The 24,494-nt window shown below is 68.0% G+C and carries 22 protein-coding genes; 8 read left to right on the top strand and 14 right to left on the bottom strand.

The window, feature by feature from the left end; all coding sequences use genetic code 11:
* The first annotated feature begins 33 nt into the window (after positions 1-33).
* The gene (gene glmM / locus ABNQ38_RS13965; protein ID WP_377807568.1) at positions 34-1,407 is read left to right on the top strand and encodes a phosphoglucosamine mutase; all 1,374 of its coding nucleotides are present in this window, start codon (positions 34-36) and stop codon (positions 1,405-1,407) included.
* Entirely contained in the window at positions 1,404-2,219 is an 816-nt protein-coding gene (gene thiD / locus ABNQ38_RS13960) for a bifunctional hydroxymethylpyrimidine kinase/phosphomethylpyrimidine kinase (protein ID WP_377807567.1), read from the top strand. Before glmM ends, thiD begins: the two co-directional genes overlap by 4 nt.
* Positions 2,220-2,240: 21 nt before the next feature.
* Here the strand turns inward: thiD and ABNQ38_RS13955 are convergent, their stop codons facing one another.
* The 7 genes from ABNQ38_RS13955 to cyoA all read right to left on the bottom strand — a co-directional run bounded on the left by ABNQ38_RS13955 (position 2,241) and on the right by cyoA (position 9,153).
* Entirely contained in the window at positions 2,241-2,795 is a 555-nt protein-coding gene (locus ABNQ38_RS13955; protein ID WP_377807566.1) for a response regulator transcription factor, read from the bottom strand.
* Positions 2,782-4,059, bottom strand: a complete 1,278-nt coding sequence (locus ABNQ38_RS13950; protein ID WP_377807565.1) for an ATP-binding protein — start codon at positions 4,057-4,059, stop codon at positions 2,782-2,784. The genes ABNQ38_RS13955 and ABNQ38_RS13950 overlap by 14 nt, the downstream gene beginning before the upstream one ends.
* Positions 4,060-4,179: 120 nt before the next feature.
* Positions 4,180-4,953 carry an SURF1 family protein gene (locus ABNQ38_RS13945; RefSeq protein WP_377807563.1) on the bottom strand — a complete coding sequence of 258 codons (774 nt, stop codon included), beginning with the start codon at positions 4,951-4,953 and terminating at the stop codon, positions 4,180-4,182.
* On the bottom strand, positions 4,950-5,372 hold the full coding sequence (gene cyoD, locus ABNQ38_RS13940; protein WP_377807562.1) for a cytochrome o ubiquinol oxidase subunit IV: 423 nt from the start codon (positions 5,370-5,372) through the stop codon (positions 4,950-4,952). The genes ABNQ38_RS13945 and cyoD overlap by 4 nt, the downstream gene beginning before the upstream one ends.
* Positions 5,369-6,028: a cytochrome o ubiquinol oxidase subunit III gene (cyoC, locus tag ABNQ38_RS13935; protein ID WP_377807561.1), complete on the bottom strand. Its 660-nt coding sequence runs from the start codon at positions 6,026-6,028 to the stop codon at positions 5,369-5,371. The genes cyoD and cyoC overlap by 4 nt, the downstream gene beginning before the upstream one ends.
* Before the next feature lie 3 nt (positions 6,029-6,031).
* Positions 6,032-8,029: a cytochrome o ubiquinol oxidase subunit I gene (gene cyoB, locus ABNQ38_RS13930; protein ID WP_377807560.1), complete on the bottom strand. Its 1,998-nt coding sequence runs from the start codon at positions 8,027-8,029 to the stop codon at positions 6,032-6,034.
* Positions 8,030-8,043: 14 nt separating this feature from the next.
* Positions 8,044-9,153 (bottom strand): ubiquinol oxidase subunit II, encoded by a 1,110-nt coding sequence (gene cyoA, locus ABNQ38_RS13925; RefSeq protein WP_377807559.1) that lies wholly within the window; start codon positions 9,151-9,153, stop codon positions 8,044-8,046.
* A 180-nt stretch (positions 9,154-9,333) separates the two neighbouring features.
* Here cyoA and ABNQ38_RS13920 point away from each other — a divergent pair, with 180 nt between their 5' ends.
* Positions 9,334-10,644 carry an MFS transporter gene (locus tag ABNQ38_RS13920; RefSeq protein WP_377807558.1) on the top strand — a complete coding sequence of 437 codons (1,311 nt, stop codon included), beginning with the start codon at positions 9,334-9,336 and terminating at the stop codon, positions 10,642-10,644.
* 10 nt (positions 10,645-10,654) lie between these two features.
* Here ABNQ38_RS13920 and ABNQ38_RS13915 read toward each other — a convergent pair whose 3' ends face one another.
* From ABNQ38_RS13915 to ABNQ38_RS13890, 6 genes are all read right to left on the bottom strand, one after another.
* Positions 10,655-11,197 (bottom strand): hypothetical protein, encoded by a 543-nt coding sequence (locus tag ABNQ38_RS13915; protein WP_377807557.1) that lies wholly within the window; start codon positions 11,195-11,197, stop codon positions 10,655-10,657.
* Positions 11,194-12,657 (bottom strand): nitrilase-related carbon-nitrogen hydrolase, encoded by a 1,464-nt coding sequence (locus ABNQ38_RS13910; protein ID WP_377807556.1) that lies wholly within the window; start codon positions 12,655-12,657, stop codon positions 11,194-11,196. The genes ABNQ38_RS13915 and ABNQ38_RS13910 overlap by 4 nt, the downstream gene beginning before the upstream one ends.
* Positions 12,658-12,686: 29 nt before the next feature.
* A complete protein-coding gene (locus ABNQ38_RS13905; protein WP_377807555.1) occupies positions 12,687-13,226 on the bottom strand; it encodes a cyclase dehydrase in 540 nt (179 codons plus the stop codon).
* A gap of 9 nt (positions 13,227-13,235) precedes the next feature.
* A complete protein-coding gene (locus tag ABNQ38_RS13900; protein WP_377807554.1) occupies positions 13,236-14,408 on the bottom strand; it encodes a zinc-dependent alcohol dehydrogenase in 1,173 nt (390 codons plus the stop codon).
* Positions 14,409-14,511: 103 nt separating this feature from the next.
* Entirely contained in the window at positions 14,512-15,117 is a 606-nt protein-coding gene (locus ABNQ38_RS13895; RefSeq protein WP_377807552.1) for a hemerythrin domain-containing protein, read from the bottom strand.
* Positions 15,118-15,207: 90 nt separating this feature from the next.
* The gene (locus ABNQ38_RS13890; protein ID WP_377807551.1) at positions 15,208-16,704 is read right to left on the bottom strand and encodes a glycosyltransferase family 87 protein; all 1,497 of its coding nucleotides are present in this window, start codon (positions 16,702-16,704) and stop codon (positions 15,208-15,210) included.
* A 434-nt stretch (positions 16,705-17,138) separates the two neighbouring features.
* On the opposite strand from ABNQ38_RS13890, the gene ABNQ38_RS13885 reads away from it, so the two are divergent.
* Entirely contained in the window at positions 17,139-17,756 is a 618-nt protein-coding gene (locus tag ABNQ38_RS13885) for a metal-dependent hydrolase (protein ID WP_098735337.1), read from the top strand.
* A 36-nt stretch (positions 17,757-17,792) separates the two neighbouring features.
* Here ABNQ38_RS13885 and ABNQ38_RS13880 read toward each other — a convergent pair whose 3' ends face one another.
* Entirely contained in the window at positions 17,793-20,438 is a 2,646-nt protein-coding gene (locus tag ABNQ38_RS13880; protein ID WP_377807550.1) for a methyl-accepting chemotaxis protein, read from the bottom strand.
* A 594-nt stretch (positions 20,439-21,032) separates the two neighbouring features.
* On the opposite strand from ABNQ38_RS13880, the gene ABNQ38_RS13875 reads away from it, so the two are divergent.
* The 4 genes from ABNQ38_RS13875 to ABNQ38_RS13860 are packed head-to-tail and all read left to right on the top strand — an operon-like array spanning position 21,033 to position 24,494.
* On the top strand, positions 21,033-21,392 hold the full coding sequence (locus ABNQ38_RS13875) for an acyl carrier protein (RefSeq protein ID WP_377807548.1): 360 nt from the start codon (positions 21,033-21,035) through the stop codon (positions 21,390-21,392).
* Positions 21,389-22,600, top strand: coding sequence for an acyl-CoA dehydrogenase family protein (locus ABNQ38_RS13870; protein WP_377807547.1), 1,212 nt, complete (start codon positions 21,389-21,391; stop codon positions 22,598-22,600). The genes ABNQ38_RS13875 and ABNQ38_RS13870 overlap by 4 nt, the downstream gene beginning before the upstream one ends.
* Complete coding sequence (locus ABNQ38_RS13865; protein ID WP_377807546.1) at positions 22,597-23,523, top strand: amino acid--[acyl-carrier-protein] ligase; 927 nt, start codon at positions 22,597-22,599, stop codon at positions 23,521-23,523. Before ABNQ38_RS13870 ends, ABNQ38_RS13865 begins: the two co-directional genes overlap by 4 nt.
* An 8-nt stretch (positions 23,524-23,531) precedes the next feature.
* Positions 23,532-24,494: a DUF1839 family protein gene (locus ABNQ38_RS13860; protein ID WP_377807545.1), complete on the top strand. Its 963-nt coding sequence runs from the start codon at positions 23,532-23,534 to the stop codon at positions 24,492-24,494.

Genomic DNA, 24,494 nt, shown 5'->3' with positions numbered 1-24,494 from the left:
GGGGCCTGGATACCGTTCCTGCACGAGGCTCTCATGACGCGACACCTGTTCGGCACCGACGGCATCCGTGGCACCGCCAACATCGACCCGATGACCGCCGAAACGGCCCTGCGCGTGGCGATGGCGACCGCGTTGCAGTTCCGCCGCGGCGACCACCGCCACCGGGTGGTGATCGGCAAGGACACCCGCCTGTCCGGCTATCTGCTGGAACCGGCGCTGACCGCCGGCTTCATCTCCATGGGGATGGACGTGGTGCTGGTCGGTCCGCTGCCGACCCCGGCCGTCGCCATGCTGACCCGGTCGTTGCGCGCCGACATGGGCGTGGTGATCTCCGCCTCGCACAACCCCTATCAGGACAACGGCATCAAGCTGTTCGGCCCCGACGGCTACAAGCTGTCCGACGAGGTCGAGGCCGCCATCGAGGCGCGCATGGCGCAGCCCTTCGCTCCCGACCTTGCCCGTCCGGCCGATCTCGGCCGCGCCAGCCGGATGGAGGACGCCACCGGCCGCTACATCGAATATGTGAAGAACACCTTCCCGCGCGGCCTGCGGCTGGACGGTCTGAAGATCGTCGTCGATTGCGCCAACGGTGCCGCCTACAAGGTGGCGCCCAAGGTGCTGTACGAGCTGGGGGCCGACGTGGTCCCGGTCGGCGTCACCCCGGACGGCACCAACATCAACAAGGGCTGCGGCGCCACCGCCACCCAGACCCTGCAGGAACAGGTGGTCGCCCATGGCGCCCATCTCGGCATCGCGCTGGACGGCGACGCCGACCGCCTGATCATGGTGGACGAGGCCGGCCGCCCCATCGACGGCGACCAGCTGATGACCCTGATCGCCACCTCCTGGGCGCGCTCGCAGGCGCTTCGCGGCGGCGGCGTCGTCGCCACCGTCATGTCCAACCTGGGCATGGAGCGCCATCTCGGCGGGCTCGGCCTGCATCTGGCCCGCACGCCGGTCGGCGACCGCTACGTCGTCGAGATGATGCGCGAGCGCGGCTACAATGTCGGCGGCGAGCAGTCGGGCCATGTCGTGCTGTCCGACTATTCGACCACCGGCGACGGGCTGATCGCGGCGTTGCAGGTGCTGGCGGTGCTGATCCAGGCCGACGGCCGCTCGGCCAGCGAGGTCTGCCGCGTGTTCGACCCGGTGCCGCAGAAGCTGACCAACGTCCGCTTCACCGCCGGGACCAAGCCGCTGGAGGACGCCGTCGTCCAGCAGGCGATCAAGGAGGGCGAGGCGCGGCTGGCGTCGAGCGGCCGTCTGCTGATCCGCAAGTCCGGCACCGAGCCGCTCATCCGCGTGATGGCGGAGGGCGACGACGCGGCGCTGGTCGACAGCGTGGTCGCCGACATCGCCGGCACCATCCAGGCGAGCGCCGCCCGCAGCCTGGAGGCCGCGCGATGAAAGACGGTACGGTCAATGGCCGCGTCCTGATCGTCGCCGGGTCGGACTCCGGCGGCGGCGCCGGCATCCAGGCGGACATCAAGGCGGTCAGCGCGCTCGGCGCCTATGCCATGACCGCCATCGCCGCCTTGACGGCGCAGAACACCACCGGCGTCTATGGCGTGGTGCCGGTCGATCCCGCCTTCGTCGCCTTGCAGATGAAGCTGGTGCTGGAGGATATCGGCGCCGACGCGGTGAAGATCGGCATGCTCGCCAACGCCCCCGTCATCGAGGCGGTGGCGGCGGAGTACGAGGCGCGCGCGGTCAACGTGCCGCTGGTCCTCGATCCGGTGATGATCGCCAAGAGCGGCCACCATCTGCTCGACCCCGACGCGGTGCTGACCCTGCGCCGGCGCCTGCTGCCGCTGGCCGAGGTGGTGACGCCCAACCTGCCGGAAGCCGAGGCGCTGACCGACCTGCCGATCCGCGACCTCGACGACATGCGGCGCGCCGCCGAGCTGATGCTCAGCTTCGGCCCGAAGTCGGTGCTGCTGAAGGGCGGCCATCTGGAGGACGACACCCTCTACGACCTGCTGCTGACCGAGGAGGGCGAGACGGTGTTCCAGGGCAAGCGGGTGCATACCCCCCACACCCACGGCACCGGCTGCACCCTGTCCTCGGCCATCGCCGCCGGTCTGGCCCAGGGCCTGAACACCCGCGACGCGGTCGCCCGCGCCCGCCGCTATGTCGAGACGGCGATCCTGACCGCCCCCGGCCTCGGCCACGGCCACGGCCCGCTCAACCACCTGCACACGGTGCGGGAGTTTTCGTAAAGGTTGACCGCGGGTGCCCTCTCACGGCACCCGCTTCTTCTCCAGCTTGCGCGCCAGCGTGCGCCGGTGCATGCCGAGCCGCCGCGCGGTCTCGGAGATGTTGAAGTTTGTCTCCACCAACGTTTCGTGGATGCGCTCCCACTCCAGATTCTTGATCGAGGTGGTGCGGACGGTCGGCGCGATGGAGGTGTCGCCCTCGGTGCGGTCGAAGGCCGCCTCGATGTCGTCGGTGTTGGACGGCTTCGCCAGATAATGGCAGGCGCCCAGCTTGATCGCCTCCACCGCGGTGGCGATGCTGGCGAACCCGGTCAGCACGACGATGCGGGTTTCCTCGTCCGCCTCATGCAGTTCCTTCACGCATTCCAGGCCCGATCCGGTGGCGAGCTTCAGGTCGACCACGGCATAGTCGGGGTCCAGCGTTTGCAAAAGCTCCCGCATCTCCTCCAGCCCGGCGCAGGCATGGACCTCGTAGCCGCGGCGCTCGAAGGACCGGCGCAGCGCCTTGGCGAAGGACGCATCGTCCTCGACGATCAGCAGGGTGCGGAGGATTTCCTCTTCCAACTCAATCGTCTCCATCGGAGCCTCCCGGCGACAGGGCGGACAGCGGCAGGGTCAACGTCACGGTGGCGCCGCCGCCCGGCCGGTTCTTGGCCGAAACCGTCCCGCCCAGCTTGCGCAGCACATTGACCACCAGGAACAGGCCGAGCCCGCTGCCCGGCCGCTTCTTGGTGGAGCGGTAGGGCTTGCCCAGCTCCTCCAGGATGGCGGGGTCGAAGCCGGGGCCACCGTCGTTGACCGCCACCACCAGATTGTCGCCCTGCCGCAGGGCCGCGACGCCGATCCAGCCCGGCGAGGCTTCCAGCGCATTGTCCAGCACATTGAACAGCACCTGCTTCAGGGCGAGGTCGGCGATCATCCGTTCCTGCGGGCCGACCGTGTTGTCATAGTCGAAGCGCTTGGGCGACCGGCTGGACAGCCAGTCCTCCACCAGCCCGTCGAGGAAGCCCTTCACCGTCGTGCGCACCGTGCCCTCGCCGCGCGCCTCGCCCGACGACATCAGGATGCCCGACACGATGGTCTTGCAGCGGTCGATCTGGTTCTGCATCTCCGCCATCTCGTCGGCCAGATCGGGGTCGGATGTCAGCGACGGCATGCGGCGCCAGTCGTTGAGGATCACCGACAGGGTGGCGAGCGGCGTCCCCAGCTCATGCGCCGCACCTGACGCCAGCAGCCCCATGCGGACGATGTGCGCCTCCTCCATCGAGCGCTGGCGCAGCTCGGCCAGATAGGCGTCGCGGGCGCGCAGGTTGCGGTTGATCTGGGTGAGGAAGGGAACCAGCAGGCTTGCCGCCAGCACGAAGCAGATGAACATGCCCTGGATGTGCAGGCTGAACAGCTCGCCCTCATAGGCGGGCGGCAGCGGCAGGGGCTGGTGGGTGCCGATCAGCCAGGTGAAGCCGGCGGTCGCCACCAGGACCAGCGCCCAGGCCGACCAGGCCTCCAGCAGCACCGCCCCCAGCGCCACCTGGAGAAGATAGAGCGAGATGAAGGGATTGGACGCACCGCCGCTGAGATAGAGCTGCAAGGTCAGCGCCCAGACGTCGATCAGCAGTTCCAGGAACAGCTGGGTGTTGGAAACGTCGGAGCTGCGGCGGATCTGGATCAGGCTGGCGATGTTCAGCGCGATCAGGACGAAGATGACCGCCGCCATCGGCAGCAGCGGCAGGCGGATGCCCATCTGCGAATGGACGATCAGGATCGTCACGATCTGCCCGACGACGGCAAGCCAACGCAGCTGGACGAGCAGGAACAGGTTTTTGCGGTCGGTGGTGTCGCGCACGAAAGACGTCCTGTTCCTCACCCGGTTCATCAGCCCATCGACTTATATAGAGAGTTACCGGCGGGCGGGGAGTTTTAGGACGCCTGTTTTCCGCTGAGCGTTTTCCGTCGGCGCTTGCCTTCAGGCCCGCCGGCGCCGCATCTCGCTGCGGACCACGAACAGGACGGCGCCGATCAGCATCAGGTCCAGCGCGAACCAGGTCAGCGCATAGCCGAGATGGCTGTTGGGGAAGCTGACCACCGTCAGCCCGCCGACCGGCCAGCCGCCGGGATTGCGGGTGCCGTCGGCGTCGATGAAGTAAGGAGCGGTCCGCTCCAGCCCGGTCGCGGCGGCGATGGCGGCCACGTCGCGGGAATACCAGCGGCCGGCCGCCGGGTCGTTGCTGCGCAGGAAGCCGCCCTTCGGCTCGGTCAGGCGCAGCAGGCCGGTGACGGTCACCTCGCCTTGCGGCTGCCCCTCGGCGCGGGTCGCGGGATCGCGCCTGTCCGGCGGCACGAAGCCGCGGTTGACCAGAACGGTGAAGCCGCGGTCGGTGACCAGCGGCGTCATCACCCAGAAGCCGCCGCCCAGGTCGCTGACGGCCTGCACCAGCGTCTCGCGGTCGTTGAGGAACCGTCCGGTGACGGCGACCCGGCGGTATTCGTCCGACGCGGCGCTGACCGAAGCCCACGCCTCCGGCCCCGGAGCGGGGACGGGGGAGGCGTGGATGCGGGCGTCCACCCGCTCGATCAGGTCGAGCTTCCACACCCGGCGTTCGAGCTGCCAGATGCCGAGCGCGGTCAGGCCCGCGATGCCGGCCAGGGCCAGAAGGCCGAAGAGGGCCAGCGCCCAAGCCGGGCGGGCCCTCTTCACCGAAGAACCGCCCGGCTTGGGCGCGGACGGCAGTCCGGTCACGGCATCTTGCTCATGTCGTGGCCGGGCATCATGTTGGCGTTCAGGTGGTACATCACCCAAAGCGAACCGGCGAACATGATGACCACGACGATGATCGTGAAGATCATCGCCAGCATCGACCAGCCGCCTTCGACACGGCCGTTCATGTGCAGGAAATAGACCATGTGGACGATGATCTGAACCACGGCCAGAGCCAGGATCACGACCGTGGTGGTCGTGTTGTCCAGCGTGCCGTTCATCACCAGCCAGAACGGGATGACCGTCAGGATCACCGACAGGACGAAGCCGATCATATAGCTGCCGAAGGTGCCGTGGGCGCCCGCCGGGTGGCCGTGATCGTCATGGCCATGGCCGCCGTGAGCCCCATGGCTGCCGTGTCCGTGATCGGCGTGGTGGTCGCTGTGCGCGTGGGTGCTCATCGCAGCGCTCCCATCAGATAGACGAAGGTGAACACACCGATCCAGATGACGTCCAGGAAGTGCCAGAACATGCTGAGGCACATCAGGCGCCGGCGGTTCGCCGGGATCAGGCCGCGGCGGGCGACCTGGACCATCAGCGTCACCAGCCACACGCTGCCGAAGGTGACGTGCAGGCCGTGGGTGCCGACCAGCGTGAAGAAGGACGACAGGAAGGCGCTGCGCCACGGGCCGGCGCCCTCATGGATCATGTGGGCGAACTCGAACAGCTCGATGCCCAGGAAGGCGAGGCCGAACAGCAGGGTGATCGCCAGCCAGCCCTGGGTCTGGGCGGTGCGGCCCTTCTCCATCGCCAGCATGGCGAAGCCGTAGGTGATGGACGAGAACAGAAGCATGGAGGTGTTCAGCGCCACCAGCTTCAGGTCGAACAGCTCCTTCGGCGTCGGACCGGCGGCGTAGCTGGTGCCCAGCACGCCGTAGGTCGCGAACAGCACCGCGAAGATGAGACAGTCGCTCATCAGGTAGATCCAGAAGCCGAGCGCGGTGCTGGCTCCCTCGTGGGCGTGCTCGTCCGTCACATGGAAGACGGGCGGGGTGGCGCCGCGCGGGGTGTCGTGCCCCGCGTGGCTGCCATGCATGGCATCAACGGTCGTCGTCATGCTTTACACCTGTCCGGAGAGCAGACGGGTCCGCTCGCTCTCGGTCCGCACCACCTCATCCACGGGGATGTGGAAGTCGCGGTTGTAGTTGAAGGTATGGTTGATGGCGACCGCCAGCAGGCCGATGAAGCTCACCGCCGCCAGCCACCAGATGTGCCAGACCATGGCGAAGCCGAGCGCCGTGCTGATGCCGGCCAGGATGATGCCGGTGCCGGTGTTGCTCGGCATGTGGATCGGGCGGAAGCCTTCCAGCGGACGGGCGTAGCCGCGCTTCTTCATGTCCCACCAGGCATCGTTGTCATGGATGACCGGCGTGAAGGCGAAGTTGTAGTCCGGCGGCGGCGAAGAGGTCGCCCATTCCAGGGTGCGGCCATGCCACGGGTCGCCGGTGACGTCGACCAGCTGCTTGCGCTTCAGGATGCTGACGGCGATCTGGATCAGGAAGGAGCCGATGCCGAGCGCGATCAGGACGGCGCCGAAGGCGGCGATCTGGAACCAGATCTGCAGCGACGGATCCTCGAACACGCGCAGGCGGCGGGTGACGCCCATCAGGCCGAGGACGTAGAGCGGCATGAAGGCGAAGTAGAAGCCGATGACCCAGAACCAGAAGGACATCTTGCCCCAGAACGGGTCGAGGCGGAAACCGAAGGCCTTCGGCCACCAGTAGTAGATGCCGGCGAACAGGCCGAACAGCACGCCGCCGATGATGACGTTGTGGAAGTGGGCGATCAGGAACAGGCTGTTGTGCAGGACGAAGTCGGCCGGCGGCACCGCCAGCAGAACGCCGGTCATGCCGCCGAGCACGAAGGTCAGCATGAAGGCGATGGTCCACATCATCGGCAGCTCGAACCGGATGCGGCCGCGGTACATGGTGAACAGCCAGTTGAAGATCTTCGCACCCGTCGGGATCGAGATGATCATCGTCGTGATGCCGAAGAACGAGTTCACGCTGGCGCCCGAACCCATGGTGAAGAAGTGGTGCAGCCACACCAGGTAGGACAGGATGGTGATGACGACGGTCGCGTAGACCATCGAGGTGTAGCCGAACAGCTTCTTGCCGGTGAAGGTGGAGGTCACTTCCGAGAAGATGCCGAAGCACGGCAGGATCAGGATGTAGACTTCCGGATGGCCCCAGATCCAGATCAGGTTCACGTACATCATGGGGTTGCCGCCCATGTCGTTCGTGAAGAAGTGCGTGCCGGCATAGCGGTCCAGCGACAGCAGGACCAGAACGGCGGTCAGGATCGGGAAGGAGGCGACGATCAGGACGTTGGTGCAGAGCGAGGTCCAGGTGAAGACCGGCATCTTCATCATGGTCATGCCGGGGGCGCGCATCTTCACGATCGTGCAGATCAGGTTGATGCCCGACAGCGTCGTTCCGACGCCCGCCACCTGCAAGGCCCAGATGTAATAGTCGACGCCGACGTCCGGGCTGGCCTCCAGCCCCGACAGAGGCGGATAGGCCAGCCAGCCGGTGCGCGCGAACTCGCCGATGAACAGCGAGGCCATGATCAGGACGGCGCCGCCGACGGTCATCCAGAAGCTGAAATTGTTCAGGAACGGGAAGGACACGTCGCGGGCGCCGATCTGCAGCGGCACGACATAGTTCATCAGCCCCGTCACGAAGGGCATCGCGACGAAGAAGATCATGATCACACCGTGGGCGGTGAAGACCTGATCGAAATGGTGCGAGTTGAGGTAGCCCTCGCTGCCGTTGAAGGCGATGGCCTGCTGGGCGCGCATCATGATGGCGTCGGCGAAGCCGCGCAGCAGCATGATCAGGCCCAGGATCATGTACATGATGCCGATGCGCTTGTGGTCGACGGTGGTGAACCACTCTTTCCACAGATAGCCCCACAGCTTGAAATAGCTGAGGGCGGCGACCAGCGCGATGCCGCCGAGCATGACCGCGAAGAAGGTCGCGACCAGGATCGGCTCGTGATAGGGGAAGGACTCCAGGCTGAGGCGCCCGAAGAGGAAGGTCGTCAGTGTCTCAAGCATGCCGGTGTGCCCAATCAGGGATTGGCCAGCCGCTGCGGTCCGGCCGGGGAGGCGGACGCGCTGATCGGCGTGACGGTGGGGCGCTGCACGGCGCCCGAATTTGCGGCCGCTTCAACAGCCTCGGCAACGGTGCACAGGCCGGTCGCCTGCGTGTCCGGGAACCCGGCCAGCGTGTTGGCCCGCAGGATGGCGTCGGCCGCGGCCTTGCCGCCGGCGTTCAGCCCGCCCGCGCGGTCGATGGCGGCCACGTCGCTCATGCACATGGTGCCGGGACGCACGCACATGTTCACAACGGCGTTGAACAGCTTCGGATCGACGGTGCCGAAATGCTGGACCGGAACGGCCTCGCTCGGCTTTTCCAGCGCCAGATAGGCGTTGCGGTCGAGCGAGCCGCCGGCCGTCTTCACCTTGGACACCCAGCCGTCGAAATCCTGGTTCGACAGGCCGAGGAAGGCGAAGCGCATGTGCGAGAAGCCGGCGCCGCTGTAGTTGGACGAGAAACCCTTGTAGGTCCCCGGCTCGTTGATCACGGCGTGGAGCTTCGTCTCCATGCCCGGCATGGTGTAGATCATGCCGGCCAGCGCCGGAACGTAGAACGAGTTCATCACCGTCGAGGCGGTGAGGCTGAAGCGGATCTGCCGGTCGACCGGGGCCGCCATCTCGTTCACGGACGCGATGCCGTATTCCGGATAGACGAACAGCCATTTCCAGTCGAGCGCCACCACCTGCACGTCCAGCGGCTTGGCGCCGGCCGGAACGGGCTTGTCCGCCGCGATGCGGTCGAGCGGACGGTAGGGATCAAGCTTGTGGGTGGTCACCCAGGTGATGGCACCCAGGCAGATGATGATCAGCAGCGGGGCGGCCCAGATCACCAGTTCAAGCTGCGTCGAATGGTCCCAGTCCGGTTCGTAGCGGGCTGTGTTATTCGACTGACGGTAACGCCAGGCGAACAGCACGGTAAGCGCCATGACCGGGACGATGATCAGGAGCATCAGCAGGGTTGAGATGACCACAAGGTCACCCTGCTGGCTTGCAACGTCGCCGGCCGGGTTCAGCACGACCAGGTTGCAGCCACTCAACGCCGCCATCAATGGCAGCAGGGCGATTGCGCGATAACGGCTCAAGGCAGGACCTGTATCGAAGGTTTGCTTTGGGGAGAGAGCTAGCGGCAATAGCCTAGCCCCGACATTGGACAATTTGTCCAATGCCTCACTCCTGCGCGCTTGACAGATCACCGACTGTTGCGGTGACATATTGTATGATCTGCGGATCATCGCAAGCGAAATTACGCAGCCGGAGCCGACATGATGACTTCATCGATTGCGGCCGTAGAACGGGATGGAAGGCTGGTGAACGCGCGGCATCACGGGATCAATCCCGGTGAGATTGCCATCGGCGTGATCATTGGCCGAACCTCCGAGTTTTTCGACTTTTTCGTTTACGCCATCGCTTCCGTGATCGTTTTTCCGAAGCTGGTGTTCCCCTATGTCGATCCGCTGACCGGGACCCTGTGGTCTTTCGCCATCTTCGCGCTGGCCTTCGTCGCGCGACCGATCGGCACCTTCATCTTCATGGCCATCGACGAGAATTACGGGCGCAGCGCCAAGCTGACCATCGCCCTGTTCCTGCTGGGCATCTCCACCGTGGCGCTGGCCTTCCTGCCGGACTACGAGTCCATCGGCGTCGCCGCCGCATGGCTGCTGGCCCTGTCCCGCATCGGGCAGGGCGTGGCGCTGGGTGGCACCTGGGACGGTCTGGCCTCGCTCTTGGCGATGAACGCGCCGGAGAACCGGCGCGGCTGGTACGCCATGATCCCGCAGCTGGGCGCGCCCATCGGCCTGATCGTGGCGAGCGGCCTGTTCGCCTACATGGTCAACAGCCTGTCGGCGGAGGATTTCTTCGCCTGGGGCTGGCGCTATCCCTTCTTCGTGGCCTTCGCCATCAATGTGGTGGCCCTGTTCTCCCGCCTGCGGCTGGTGCAGACGCCGGAGTTCGAGCGGCTGTTCGTGAACCGGGAACTGCAGCCCGCCCCCGTGGTGGAGACGCTGCAGGTGGAAGGCAAGCGCGTGGTGATCGGCGCCTTCGCCCCGCTGGCGAGCTTCGCCCTGTTCCACATGGTCACCGTCTTCCCGCTGTCCTGGATCTTCCTGAACGCGAATCAGGAGACCGGGGTCTTCCTGGTGATCGAGGTGATCGCCGCCGCCTTCGGTGTCGTGGCCATCGTCGCCTCGGGCTACATCGCCGACCGGGTGGGGCGGCGCACGCTGCTCGGCACCTGCGCCGCGGCGATTGCGGTGTTCAGCGGCTTCGCCCCGATGCTGCTCGACGGCGGCAAGATGGGCGAGCTGGTGTTCATGGTGCTGGGCTTCGTCATCCTCGGCCTGTCCTTCGGCCAGTCGTCGGGGTCGGTGGCGTCGGGCTTCAGCCAGCAATACCGCTACACCGGATCGGCGATGACCTCCGATCTGGCCTGGCTGTTCGGCGCCGGCTTCGCGCCCTTCGTCGCCCTTTTCCTGTCCAGCCATTTCGGGCTGATCGCATCCGGCCTCTATCTGCTGTCCGGCGCGATCTGCACGCTGGTGGCTTTGAAGATCAACAAGACGCTGTCGTCCTGACCGAACGCCTTCATGGTGGATTCTCCCTCTCCCCCCGGGGGGAGAGGGGATCTCCTTCCTGCAACGCATTGACGGTCAGCCGTCCGGCCGGCCAGGAGCGGATCAGGCCGGCGGCGCGCAGTTCCGGCAGGGTGCCGCCGACCTGCTCGGCCGACAGGCCGGTCGCCTCGACCAGGGCGGGGCAGGTCTGCGGCCCGGTCTTCAACGCCGCCAGAACGGCGGCGGTAGCCGTGCCGGGTGCCGACAGCGCCTTGTCCGGGCGCGGCGGGGTCCGGCCGCGGGCGGCGGCGATGATGACCGCGAGCGCGCGCAGCTGTCCTTGCCGGTGCATGGCCTCGCCGCCAGGATCGTCGTGCAGCGACAGCGCCGTGTGGCAGCGGGCGGCAACCCGTGCGAGGGCCGCGAGGTCGTCCCTCCGGTTCGCCACCATGGCGGCCACCGCCTCCTGCGCTAAAGTCTCCAACTCGGCATCCGCAACCGTCCAATCCTGCCGCCCGATGGCATCGAGCAGGTCGTCGCCCAATCTTTCAAAGGCCGAATTAAGCGCGCTCATTCGCCCTCCTCCGAGTCGGGCAGGGCAGGCCAGTCGCCCGGTGTCCAGCGGGCCTGGACATGGCCGGGTGCCGGGTCGGACAGCGGCAACGTCAGGCATTCGATGCGCGGGGCGCTGGCCTCGCTCGCCCGAGGCTGGAACAGCAGGGCGACGCCGCAGTCCCCGATCGCCTTGTCCTCCTCGCCGTTGGCGCGGCAGGTGCGGTTGAAGCGGTGCGACAGCGCCATGCTGTTGACGACGATCACCCGGCAAGACCCGGCGCGCGACGAGGCGCCACCTTCCTTGGCCTGCCAGCGTTCCGTGGTCAGCCCGCTGTCCATCACCGGCGTGACCAGCCAGTCCACCATCATGCCGGACGCGATCCAGGCGCTGGGCTCCGTCCGTCCCAGATCCTCGCAGATGGCAACGGCGAGCCGGCCGAGGTCGGGCAGCTCGAACAGGGTGAAGCGGTCGCCGGTCTCGATATCCTCGCGCGCGCAGTCCAGCAGCCTGCCGTTGCGGTCGCGCAGATCGTAGGAGCGGCACTGGTCGCTGTCGAGGTCCCAGCAATGCAGCTTGGTCTGGCTGCCGGCCATCCGGCCGCAGCGGTCGAGCAGGATCGCGCGGTTGCGCGGCCGGCCAGCCACCTCCTCCTTCACCCCGACCAGGGCGTAGCGGATCGGGCCGTCCACCGCCTGGGCGCGCAGGGCCTGCTGGATTGCCGACAATGTTTCGGGGCCGGCGGACACCTCCGGGAACAGGATGAAGGTGGCGCCTTGCGCCGCCAGCCCGGCGACGGCATCGGCGGCGCGCTGGCTGAGATCACGTGGGGTGGGGTCGTACCAGTCCTCGCCGTCGCGGCGGAACCGGCGGATGGGGAGGTCGCCCTCGGCTTGCGCCAGGGGAACGACGCCGATGACCGGCTCCCAGGCTGGATCGCTCGGATCCCGGTCGGACACCGCGGCAATGCGGCGGTATTCCACGGCGATGCGGCGATCCGGGTCGCCGTCGCGCTCGGCTTCGATGGTCAGGCTGGGCGGCACGACGAGCAAATTGGTGAACAGGTCGACCGGATCGAAGCCATCCGGATCGGCACCCGGTGGCGCCGTCTCGCGGATGTTCATCGCGCGGGCGAGCAGGCCGGGGCGCAGGATCAACTGCCCGTCGGTCGGATCGGCGTTGAAGCGCCCGTGGCGGTTCAGCCGGCGCCGCGCCTCCAGCCGCTCGGGGGCAAGCGGTTCGTCAGCGCGAAAATCGTAGCGGCAGGCCAGCGGCGCGAACCATGCGTCGATGGCCTGCGCCGCCGCCAGGGTCCGCTCCAGCCGCGATCCGGCCCACGCCTCCAGCGCCGGGGCGCCTTGCCGCAGCCGCTCCGCAGCCTCGCCGGCCAGCCGCCCGGCGCGGGCGTGGTCCGCCTCCAGCAAGCGGGCCAGGGTGCGGACCTCGTCGCGGCGCTCCTGAAGCCGGAGCCATAAATCCATGAACAGGTCGGCCGGATGCAGCATCGATGTCAGGATTTCGCGGATTGGCTTTGCGCCTGCTCGAACCGCAGGATCTTCGGCGTCCGCATGTCCTCGCCGATGGGGGCGTCGCTGGCCACACCCCGCATGGCGGAGACCGGGCGGGGGAAGCCGCTGCGGTCGCTGTAGTCCGGCACCGGCAGGCTGCGGTAATAGGCATCCTCCCGGTGCAGCTTCTGGGCGCAGACCGCGTCGAGCGCCGTCACCGCCATCACCGCGCCGAAGGCGATGCGGGCATTGCCGGCGCGCGGGTTGTTCTCCATCCCGGCAGCCAGCGTCGCCATGTCGACGGCGTCGCCGGCGATGCGGCTCCAGATCCAGGGTTTGGGATCGCCGAGCGCCAGCAGGCCGACGCCGGCCGTGATTTCCCGCACGCCATAGGCGCGGATCAGGTTGGTCTTGTCCTCCATCCCCATCCAGCGGGCGATGCTGCGGCCGGCCATCGCTTCGGCGACGCCGAGGCCGATGCTGAACCAGCCCAGCCCGCGGGCGAGCGTGTCTCCGGCCGAGGAGCGGTCGTAATAGGCCATGATGTCACCTCAGGGCTTGAGGACCACCTTGATGCAGCCGTCCCGCTTGTCGCGGAAGGTCTTGTACATCTCGGGTCCCTGGTCGAGCGGAACGGTGTGGGTGATGACGAAGGACGGGTCGATCTGCCCCTCCTGAATCCGGTTCAGCAGATCGTCGGTCCAGCGGTTGACGTGGGTCTGGCCCATGCGCCAGGTCAGTCCCTTGTTCATCGCCATGCCGAAGGGCATCTTGTCGACCAGCCCGCCATAGACGCCGGGGATCGACAGCGTGCCGGCGGGGCGGCAGACATAGATCATCTCGCGCAGCACATGGGCGCGGTCCGATTCCAGCATCAGCGCCTGCTTGGCGCGGTCCATCATGCTGTCGAGCGTGGCGGTGGCGTGCGCCTCCATGCCGACGGCGTCGATGCATTTCTCGGGACCCTTGCCGCCGGTCAGCTCGTTCAGCCGCTCGACGACGCTTTCCTCTTCGAAATTGATGGTGATGGCGCCGCCGGCCTTCGCCATCGCCAGCCGTTCCGGCACGCGGTCGATGGCGATGACCTGCTTGGCGCCGAGCAGGATGGCGCTGCGGATCGTCATCTGCCCGACCGGGCCGCAGCCCCAGATCGCCACGGTGTCGGTCGGCTGGATGTCGCACTGGGCGGCGGCCTGCCAGCCGGTGGGGAAGATGTCGCCCAGGAACAGCACCTGTTCGTCGGTCAGTCCGCCGGGGATCTTGATGTGGGTGCGGTCGGCCATCGGCACCCGCACATATTCGGCCTGCCCGCCGGCATAACCGCCGGTCAAATGGGTGTAGCCGAACAGCCCGGCGGTGGTGTGGCCGAAGACCTTGTCGGCCAGCGCCTTGTTGCGGTTGGAGCGCTCGCAGACCGAATAGTTGCCGCGGCGGCACTGGTCGCATTCGCCGCACCAGATGGTGAAGGGAACCACCACCCGCTCGCCGACCTTCAGGGCGCTTTTGGCCTCGGCACCCACCTCCATCACCTCGCCCATGAATTCATGGCCGACGATGTCGCCCTTCTCCATGCCCGGCATGAAATTGTCGTGCAGGTGGAGGTCGGAGCCGCAGATGGCGCATGTCGTCACCTTGACGATGGCGTCGCGCGGATGCTCGATCTCCGGATCGGGGACCGTGTCGCAGCGGATGTCGTTGGCGCCGTGCCAGACCAGTGCTCTCATGGAAATCTTCCCCCCTTCGGCTCGCTTACGGTCGTCTGGGGGGCAACAGGGCCGGCGGACGGAGCGTTCCGCCGCCGGGCGCCTCCTTACCTTTGGTGGACAGTCAAAGGATCAGTGCCTTCTCGCGGGCGACGCTGCCCGACATGATGGCGGTCTGGCCGTCGTCCAGGCTGTTGCGCAGGGCGGGGAAGTCGATCTCCTCCTCCTGCCGGATGTGGCCGTCGACGATGCGTTTCAGGTCGAGCGCGACGGCGAGCCAGCGCGGATCGTCCTTCGGCGTCTGTTCCAGGGTGAAGAGGTGCATCTTCATCTCGGCGTGCTCGCCGTAGAGATGCTTGGCGTCCTCCTCCTTGCGGGCCTCCTCGTGCAGCATCGGATAGACGACGTCCTCCTCCGCCATGGCGTGGGCGGCGAGCCGGCGCTTCAGCCGCAGCAGCAGCTGGGTGCGGCGGCCCGGCGCGTCGATGGGGGTCTGCACCATCTCCACCAGCAGAGCCTGGATGTGGCGATGGTCGTCGATCAGCGCGTCGATGCCGTCGCGCCCGGCGGCATGGCGGGCGGTGCCGGCCAGCTGCGCCACCACCGGCGGCAGCAGCCGGCTCGCCACCAGGGCCAGCGCCGCGCCGCCGGCCATCATCGCCAGCCCGCGTGGCGACAGCCAGCCCGTGCCGTCGCGATGCGGGTAATCCGATCCTGAGTAACGTGCCATGACGGGACTCCTTCCTGCCGGTTGGGTCATCTCGCCCACCAACAGGCACCCGGGCCCCGGCGTTCCGCTGATCCTTCAGGAGGCGCCCCTTCAGGACCGCCGGGCCGCCCCCGATACACTGCCCGGCGCATCGCCCGGCGCATCGGCGGTCGTCACCAGCAGGTGGAGAAGCATCAGGGCAGTGAAGAACAGGTAGGATTGCAGGATGTTGTAGGAGGTGTCGGCAAGCTCGCTCAGGGGATGGAAGAAGTCGTTGCTGAGGATCGCGAAGCCGGCGCCCAGCATCAGCAGCCGGCCCAGGCTCCGGCGCCGGTCGCCGCCGGTCCGTTCCAGGGCCGCCCGGTCGATCAGCACGAACAGCAGATAGGCGCAGACCGGCAGCAGGACGCCGTAATGCGGGACCCAGGCGATGGGCGTGCCGATGGTGAAGCAGGTGCCGGCCACCAGGAAGGACGCGATCGGCTGCCGCCCGCCCTTCAGGGCGCCGGTCCGGTCCTTGATCCGCCAGAGCAGGCCGAACAGGACGAAGGCCACGCCGGAGACCAGCGTCGCGATGTGGACCAGCGGATGGTAGGGGGCGAAGGCGCTGCCCCGCCATTCGGTGTCGCCGTTGGTGGTCGACATCAGGTTGGGGCCGTTGTGCAGCAGGCGGTGCAGCAGCCCGTTGACGGTCTGGTTGGAGTAGTAGCTCTCGCCATGCTGGCCCAGGAAGGACAGCACGTCGAGGTAGTGCAGCGACGGTCCGAAGCCGTAGAGCGCGCAGGCGGCGGCGAAGCCGGGAAGCACCACGGCGGCCCAGCCGACGGCGAAACCCCATTCCCGCCGCAGCAGCGCCCAGACCAGGAACAGCGACATCTGCGGCTTGATCAGCGTCGAGGCGCCGAGCAGCACGCCGGCCAGCACCCGCCGGTCGCGCAGATAGAACAGGGTGGCGAAGACGAAGGCGGCGTTCAGCCAGACCTGGATCTGGCCGACGGCGAAGGCCTTGACCACCGGGTAGAAGCACAGCGCCGCGACCGCGCCCAGGGCGGCCAGGGTCAGCCGGCTGACGCCGCCGCGCATCGCCCGGTCGAAGCCCATGCGCTCCGCAAATTCGCGCATCAGCAGCGCCATGCCGCCGGCCGTTGCGACGACCATCAGCAGATTGATCAGGGCATAGATGCGCAGATGCATCAGCCCGACCGCCGACAGCGCCTCCATCACCAGCAGCGAGGTCAGCGGATATTGGAACTTCACATGCTGGGTGAAGAAGACGGCGTCATAGACATTCTCCTTCCCATGCTCGCGCAGCCAGGTGAAAGCCGTCATCATGGGTTCCCAGCTGTCGAGCGGTAGCCGTTCCGGCGACCGGCCCGCCACCAGCAGCAGGACATCCCACACCGTGGTGTCGCCGGTGCCGCCATCCAGATAGGGGCGGAAGACGACGCCAAGCAACGTGTCGGCACACAGCACGAACAGGAATGCCACCGACACCGTCCAGGCGGCGAAGCGGTCCTTGGCCAAGATGTCGACCGCAGCAGTCCTGCTGCTGCCCAGCGGTCCTTCCAGCGTTCCTTCCGCCGCGCGCACGAAATCCTTCGATCTCATCGACGACCACTCCCTGGCATTTGTCCCGGCTTGAGGCCGCCGGCAAGTCCGCGAAACTATGCCAGAGCATTGCGTGTGGGGAACGTGCCCCACCCGTGCCGGACCGGAGTAATGCCATTAAGCGCCAGCCACCCGCAGCGGTAGCCGACTACCCCGCCACGACTGGTGCCGGCGCGTTCGGACGAAGAATGGTGGCGTGGAAAGCACCTGGGCCGTGGCCGTCCGGACCGGCTGCCGGCGATTCAAAGTAGGGTCGCCGGCAACCCACCGTTGTCGAACGCATGGAGGTTATGCGTTTTCGGAATCCCTTGTTTTACCTTGGCTTATTGTTCTTAGGGTGCGGAGTATTCTAATGTCAGGCTACCCCCATTTCGGGTTCGGCCGGATGCCGCCCCGACAGAGACAAGCTTCAGGCCCCCGGTGACCCGACGGTGATGGCGTCCTCTCACATAATCGTCGGTGGCGCCACCTGGTTCTACCTGTCGAGCCGGTACGGGATGACCTTCGACGCGGTCGCCTTCGGGGCGGCGATTCTGGGGGCGCTCGCCCCGGACATCGACCATCCGAAATCGACGCTCGGCCAGCTGGTCAAACCGCTGTCCACGGCGATTTCCAACATCTTCGGCCATCGCGGCGTCACCCATTCCGCCCTCGCCATCGTCGGCTGCCTGTGGGTTCTGCACGAACATGCGGCCTATCAGCATGTGCTGATCCCGTTCATCGTCGGCTACCTCACCCATCTGGCCGGCGACATGCTGACGCCGGCCGGCCTGCCGCTGCTGTGGCCGATCAAGCGGCGGCGCAATTTCGCCCTGCCCATTCTGAAGACCGGCGGTTTTTCCGAACAGCTGGCGGTGACGCTGATGGCGGGCTGGATGATCTCCGGCCTGTTCTCCGGCGGCTGGCCGGAATTCCCGCTGCAACGGCCCTGGCGCTCGGTGGTGGCCGCGGCGCAGACCTATCTGGGCGAGGGCGGCATGGAAAAGGCCGCTCCCCCGCTCCCCGTGCGCAAGCCGCCGGAAACCAGCCGGACCAAGCCGCTGAAGGGCTGATGTGAGCCGCTCCGGCTATGCCGGAGCGGCTCGCTTTCAGGCTGCCCGCATTTCCCCGACCAGCCCGTCGACCTGACCGGCCAGCGTCCGCAGCTGCTCCTGCACGGTGGAGGAGGCCGACAGCACGCGGTTGGCCGATTCCCCCGATTCCCGCGCCGCGTCGGCGACGCTGTCGATGTTGCCGCGGACATGCTGGGTGCTGTCCGCCGCCTCGCCGACGTTGCGGGCGATCTCGCGGGTGGCGGCGCTCTGCTGCTCCACCGCGGCGGCGATGGTGGCGGCGATCTCGTTGACCTCGCGGATGGTGCCGGCGATGGAGCGGATGGCGTCGACCGCCTCCTGGGTCACCGACTGCATGGCGGCGATCTGGGCGGAGATGTCCTCCGTCGCCTTCGCCGTCTGGGTGGCGAGGCCCTTCACCTCCGACGCCACGACGGCGAAGCCCTTGCCGGCCTCCCCGGCGCGGGCCGCCTCGATGGTGGCGTTCAGCGCCAGCAGGTTGGTCTGGCCGGCGATGGACTGGATCAGCCCGACCACCTCGCCGATGCGGCCGGCGGTCTGGGCCAGTCCCTCCACCGTGCGGTCGGTGCGCTCCGCCTCGTCGGCGGCCTTGCGGGCGATCTGGCTGGAGGCGTGGACCTGGGTGCCGATCTCCTGGATCGAGGCCGACAGCTCCTCCGTCGCGGCGGCGACCGCCTTGACGTTGCCCTCGGCCTGCTGGGAGCTGCCGGCGGCGGTCGTCGCCTCTCCGGCGGTCAGGTCGGCGCTGCGGCTCATGCGTTCGGCCATGCTCTGCATTTCGCCGGCCGCCTGGGAAACGCGGTCGAGCACGCCGCGCACGCTGCTTTCGAAATTCTCCGCCATCTCGACCATGGCGCGGCGGCGTTCGCCGGCAGCCCGGCCACGTTCGGCCTCGGCCCGCGCGTTGGCGGCCTTCGCTTCGTTGGCGGTGTCGCGGAAGACCATCAGGGCGCGGGTCATGTCGCCGATCTCGTCGGAGCCGGCGGCGGGGATCGCCGCGTCGAGCCTGCCGGCGGCAATCGCCCGCATCGCCTCGGACAGCGCGCTGAGGCGCGCGACGATGTGGCGGCCGACCACCAGCCAGGCCAGGGCGGCGGCACCGATCAGGCTGCCGACCGCGAACAGGATCAGCATCTTGCGGCCGGCGGCGATGATGTCGTCGGTGCCGGCGACGGCGGCCTTGGCCTCCTCCCGCATCGCGGCGATCTTACGGTCCACCGTGGCGGCGAAGCGTTGGGCCAGCTGCCGGTTCTCGGCGAGCATCCGCTCGGTTTCCGCCATCGCCGCCAGTTCGCCGCGGCGCAGCGCGATCACCCCTTCCTCGCCACGGCCGAAGCCGATCAGCGCCTTCACCAGGGCGGCCAGCACCTCGGTGCCGGCGGCATTGTCGCCCGCCTGGGCGCGCAGCGTGCCGATCCGTTCGAACAGGGAGGAGGAGGAGGAGGAGAAGCGCTTTTCCAGCAGGTCGAGCCGGGCGGCGTCGGGGGCCTGCGACGCCTCGTTCAGGGCGCCGGTCAGGGCGGTGCCGTAGGTCGACAGCTCCAGGTTCGTGCGGAACTGCTCCAGCCCGCGGCCGAGCAGATCCTGCACCGCCTCCTGCACCTGGGACCGGATGTCGAAGTTGGCGCGCTTGATGTCGCTCTGCACCTTGCGCAGCGGCGCGTTCAGCAGGGTAAGCAGCTGTGCCGCCTGCGTCCGGGCGTCGGCCAGCCGTTCGGCCAGCTGGCGGTCCGCCGCCGGACCGCCGGTCCCGTCCAATGCCGCGCGGCGCAGGTCGAAGACATTGTCCTTGCCGTAGCCGAACAGGAACAGCGCATCGATCTTGCCGGAGGCGTCGGCCGGCAGCCGGTCGCCCAGCGTGCCGAGCGTGGCCGTCACCTGCGACGAGGCTTCCAGATAGGCCTGCTGCTGCTCGCCGATGGCCTTGGCGTCCTGCGCCGTGCCGGAGCGGTTCATGGCGTCGAGCGCCCCGGCGATGCCGCCGCGCAGGTCGTAGAGCGCGATCATCGAGCGCACCGCGTCCGACAGCGCCCCCATCTCGCGGTCGGTGCCGCCGTCGAGCGCCATGCCCTTTTCCTGCAACGCCTGGCCCGACCCGTCGACCAGCGGCGCCAGGGTCTTCAGGAAACCGTCATAGGTCTGGGCCAGCCGGGTGGAGGCCGCCTCGCGCCGGTCGTGCAGGGACAGGCGCCGGGCCACCCCGTCGTTGAGGCGGTCCAGCGTGCCGATCAGGGCATTGCCGGTTTCGCGCACCTCCGACAGCAGCGGGTCCTGCGGCCGGCGTCCGGCCAGCTCGTCCACCAGGGAGAGGAAGCCGCGGGCGCGCTCCTGCGCCTCCGTGCGAAGGCGCTCCCGCTCCTCCTGGCTGGCGGCGCCGTCCAGCATGGGAGCGGCCGAGGCGATGGCGCCGCTTTCACCGGCCAGCCGGGTCGCCAGCTCCATCTCCGGCAGGTTGGTATCGGCGATCTGCGCCATCGGCCGCTCGACCGCGGAGAAGGACATCAGCCCAACGCCGCTGGCCGCCACCGTCATCGCCGCCATTCCGGCGAAGGCCAGCATCAGCTTCGCCCGCACGCCCAGCTGCATGCCGGGGCGGCGTCCTGCCCTTGTACCGGACAGGTCGGGACCAGAGTGCGGGGCGGAGGGTTCGGCGATGGTCATGGCGTCGGTGTCCCTTGAGAGCGGCTGTGGTCGCTGGTCGATCTGCACGAAACGAGGCCGGCACGAAGGCTGGCCGGGCGCCGGCAGCCTCATCTGAGGACCGCACGTCCGCATTGTGCGAAATTATGGAAATGCAAGCGACACGAGGTGCTTGCGACCATCGGCCACACCGGCCCTTGCATGCTTTTCGACAGCCCGAGCAGCCGTCAACTTCTTTTTCCGTGACCGAGAAAAGATAGTCGCCCTCCTTCCGCTATACGGAAGAGGTAGGCAAAATGGATGGGAAAATTCCGCTCGCAGGAAACACTGGTGCCCACCGCCGGTGGGGTCCGGCCTCCGGTGCCGCAGGGCAGGCGCGACCTGCGTCCCAACGGCCAAGTCCAAGCCCCGGCCTGGGTCTATGCGCAAGGATCATGGCCATAGCGGGCAGCACCAAAGCGATCCGGGCGATCGACCGACCCTATCCCTGTGCTTACCCCCACCGGTGAAAAAGCGATCACTTGGATAGCGGTGCGGCCATACCGATGCCGAGTGGAAGCACCGGGGTGGCGTGGCTAGCTTCAGACCAGCAAGTTTCCCCGAGGGAATTCGAGAATGCCGCAGGATGCCAGCCCGCCTTACGCCAATTCTTCCCGTGAGGGCTTTCAGGCCGCCGGGGCCGCCGGGGGCCTCGGACGTCCGCCCGCCGGCGGTGCCGACGACGAAACGATCGTCGGCATCCGCTCCGTCCTGGCGGAGTGCGGCGGGCTGGCGGTCGATACCGGAACGCTCGCCATCGATGACGATCTCTATGCCGCCGGCCTGACCTCGCACGGCTGTGTCGGCCTGATGCTGGGGCTGGAGGAGCAGTTCGACGTCGAATTTCCGGAAAGGCTGCTGAACCGCCGCACCTTCGAGAGCATCGCCGCCATCCGCGACGCGGTGCGCGGCCTGATCGACGGGGGCGAGGCGTGAACGCGGCCCTGGCCGGCTTGGCCGAGCTGAACCCAGCTTCGGTCCAAGCCCCAGCCAATATTGTGGCCCGCGCGCGCACCATCGGTGCCGAGATCGCCGCGCGCCATGCCGCAGACGTCGACCGCGACGGCCGCTTCCCCAACGAGGCCTTCGACGCCCTGCGCGAGCAGAAGCTGCTGGGCGTCATGATCCCGGCGGACCTCGGCGGCGGCGGTGCGCCGCTGTTCGATGTGGCGGCGGCCTGCCATGCCCTGGCCCGCGGCTGTGCCGCCACCGGCATGATCTATGCCATGCACCAGATCCAGATCGCCTGTCTGGTCAATCACGGCAGCAACGGCTGGCACCGCGACCTGATGCAGCGCATCGCCGCCGGTCAGCTCCTTCTGGGATCCGCCACGACGGAGGCCGAGACCGGCGGCGACATCCGCAACAGCGTCTGCGCCGTTCGGGCGGACGGCGACCGCTTCACCCTGGCGAAGAACGCGTCGGTCATCTCCTACGGCGACCAGTCGGACGTGATCCTGGTCACCGCGCGGCGCAACCCCGACGCCCCGTCGTCGGATCAGGTGCTGGCGGTGGTGACCAAGCAGGATTACCGGCTGGAAAAGACCAGCCTCTGGGACGCGATGGGCATGCGCGGCACCTGCTCCGACGGTTACCGGCTGGAAGCGGCGGGTGTCATCGATCAGATCCTGCCCCTGTCCTACGCCGACCTGTCGGCCCAGACCATGCTGCCGGTCACCCACATCCTGTGGAGCAGCACCTGGCTCGGCATCGCCGCCGACGCCGTCAGCCGCGCCCGCGCCTATGTCCGCTCGGAGGCCAAGCGCAAGCCCGGCACCACCCCGGCGTCGGCCGTGCGGCTCGCCGAGGCGACCGCCAAGCTCCAGCAGATGAAGGCCGTCATCCTGGCCGCCATCCGCCAGTACGAGCTGGCCTGCGGCTCGCCCGAGCGGCTGACCAGCCTGTCCTTCGCCACCGCCATGGGCACGCTGAAGGTGACCACGTCGGAGCTGGTGCGCGAGGTGGTGGAGGCGGCGATCCGCACCTGCGGCCTCGCCGGCTACCGCAACGACACCCCCTACAGCCTGGGCCGCCACCTGCGCGACGCCCATTCCGCCGCCCTCATGATCGGCAACGACCGCATCATGTCGCACATCTCCACTCAGCTTCTCGTCCAGCGCGACGGGTCGGGGGCCTTCGAATGAACATGGTCGACATCACGGCCGCCCAGGCCGCCTATCGCGACGAGCTGGTGGACGCGGGCCTGCTGATTCCCACCGGCGTGGACGGTCTCTATGGCCGCAGCGGCGTCTTCGAGGATGTGGTGGAGCGTTTCGACGCTCTGGTCACCCGCTGGGGCGGCCAGGATGGGGCGGAGGTGATGCGCTTCCCGCCGGCCCTCAACCGTCAATACTTCGAGGAAAGCGAGTATCTGAAGAGCTTTCCCCATCTGGCCGGCACCATCCACAGCTTCGGCGGCGACGAAAAGGCGCACCGCAGCCTGCTGCGCCGGCTGGAGGAGGGCCAGGACTGGACCGAGGATCAGGTCGCGACCGACGTGGTGATGACGCCGGCCGCCTGCTACCCGGTCTATCCGACCATCGCGCGGCGCGGCCCGCTGCCCGGCGAGGGCAAGCTGATCGACGTCTTCTCCTACTGCTTCCGGCATGAGCCCTCCATCGACCCCGCCCGCATGCAGCTGTTCCGCATGCGCGAGTACATCCGCATCGGCACCCCCGATCAGGTGGTGGAGTTCCGCGAGCTGTGGCTGGAGCGCGGGCGCGAGATGATGGGCTCGCTGGAGGTGCCGCTCGACGTCGATGTCGCCAACGACCCCTTCTTCGGCCGGGCCGGCACCATGCTGTCGAACAGCCAGCGCGAGCAGAAGCTGAAGTTCGAGCTGCTGATCCCGATCACCAGCACCGAGAAGCCGACCGCCTGCCTCAGCTTCAACTACCACCAGGACCATTTCGGCCATCTGTGGGACATCCACACCGCCGACGGCGGCGTCGCCCACACCGCCTGCGTCGGCTTCGGCATGGAGCGCGTGGCGCTGGCGCTGTTCCGCCACCATGGCTTCGACACGGCGCAGTGGCCGGCGTCGGTGCGCAAGGTCCTGTGGGGGTAACCGGCACCATGTGGACGCAGCGCCACCCCGACGGCTACGACCGCCATCCCCTGCATCAGGGAGAGCGCATCTGGCCGGAGACCAACTGCTACGTCGATCTGTGGATCGAGGCGCTGCACGCCCGCGGACTGGAACCGCGGGCGATGCTGGGCTTCACCGTCACCCAGGATTTCGAGGGCGACCAGTTCACCTTCTTCAAGGTGCCGCTGGAGGATCTGGAGACGCTGTACGGCCTGCGCGTGCAGGAGCTGGCGATCTACGACAGCGTCGAAGCCCATGTCGCCGAGCAGCTGCGGCGCAGTCCGGCCGATAATTCTGGGGGCGGCGGTCTGGTGCTGGTGGAGGTCGACGGCTTCCACCTGCCGGACACCCGCGGCACCTCCTACGGCACCACCCATGTGAAGACCACGGTCGGCATCGTCCGCATCGACCCGGCCGCCGGGACGATGGACTATTTCCACAATGCCGGCTTCTACCGGCTCGACGGCGCCGATTACCAGGGTGTCGCCGCCGCGGCGGCCGGGCCGCTCTTCCCCTATGTCGAGTTCGTGAAGCCCGGCGGGAAGGCGCTGGAGGGCGGGGCGCTGGTCGCCGCGTCGCTCGACCTGCTGCGCCGCCATCTCGCCCGCCGTCCGGCCGGCAACCCGGTGACGGCCTACCGCGCCGCCTTCCCCGAGCATCTCGACCGGCTGCTCGCCCGGCCGATGGAGTATTTCCACCTCTACGCCTTCAACCTGCTGCGCCAGCTCGGCGCCAACTTCGAACTGCTGGGCGCCCATCTCCGCTGGCTCGACGGCCCTGGGGAAGCGGTGGAGGCCTGCCAGTCCATCGCCGAGGGCGCCAAGGCGATGCAGTTCCAGCTGGCCCGTACCGTCGCCCGGCGCAAGGCGCCCGACCTGACCGACAGCTTCGACCGGCTGGAGCGCGGCTACGACACCGTCATGGGCAGTCTGGCCCGCCGGTACGGGTGA

The organism is Azospirillum sp. A29, assembly GCF_042604625.1.
In the GTDB taxonomy this organism is placed as follows: Bacteria; Pseudomonadota; Alphaproteobacteria; order Azospirillales; family Azospirillaceae; genus Azospirillum; species Azospirillum palustre.
The sequence above is the reverse complement of the archived record's forward strand: the minus strand, read 5'-3'. Positions and strand labels throughout refer to the sequence as shown.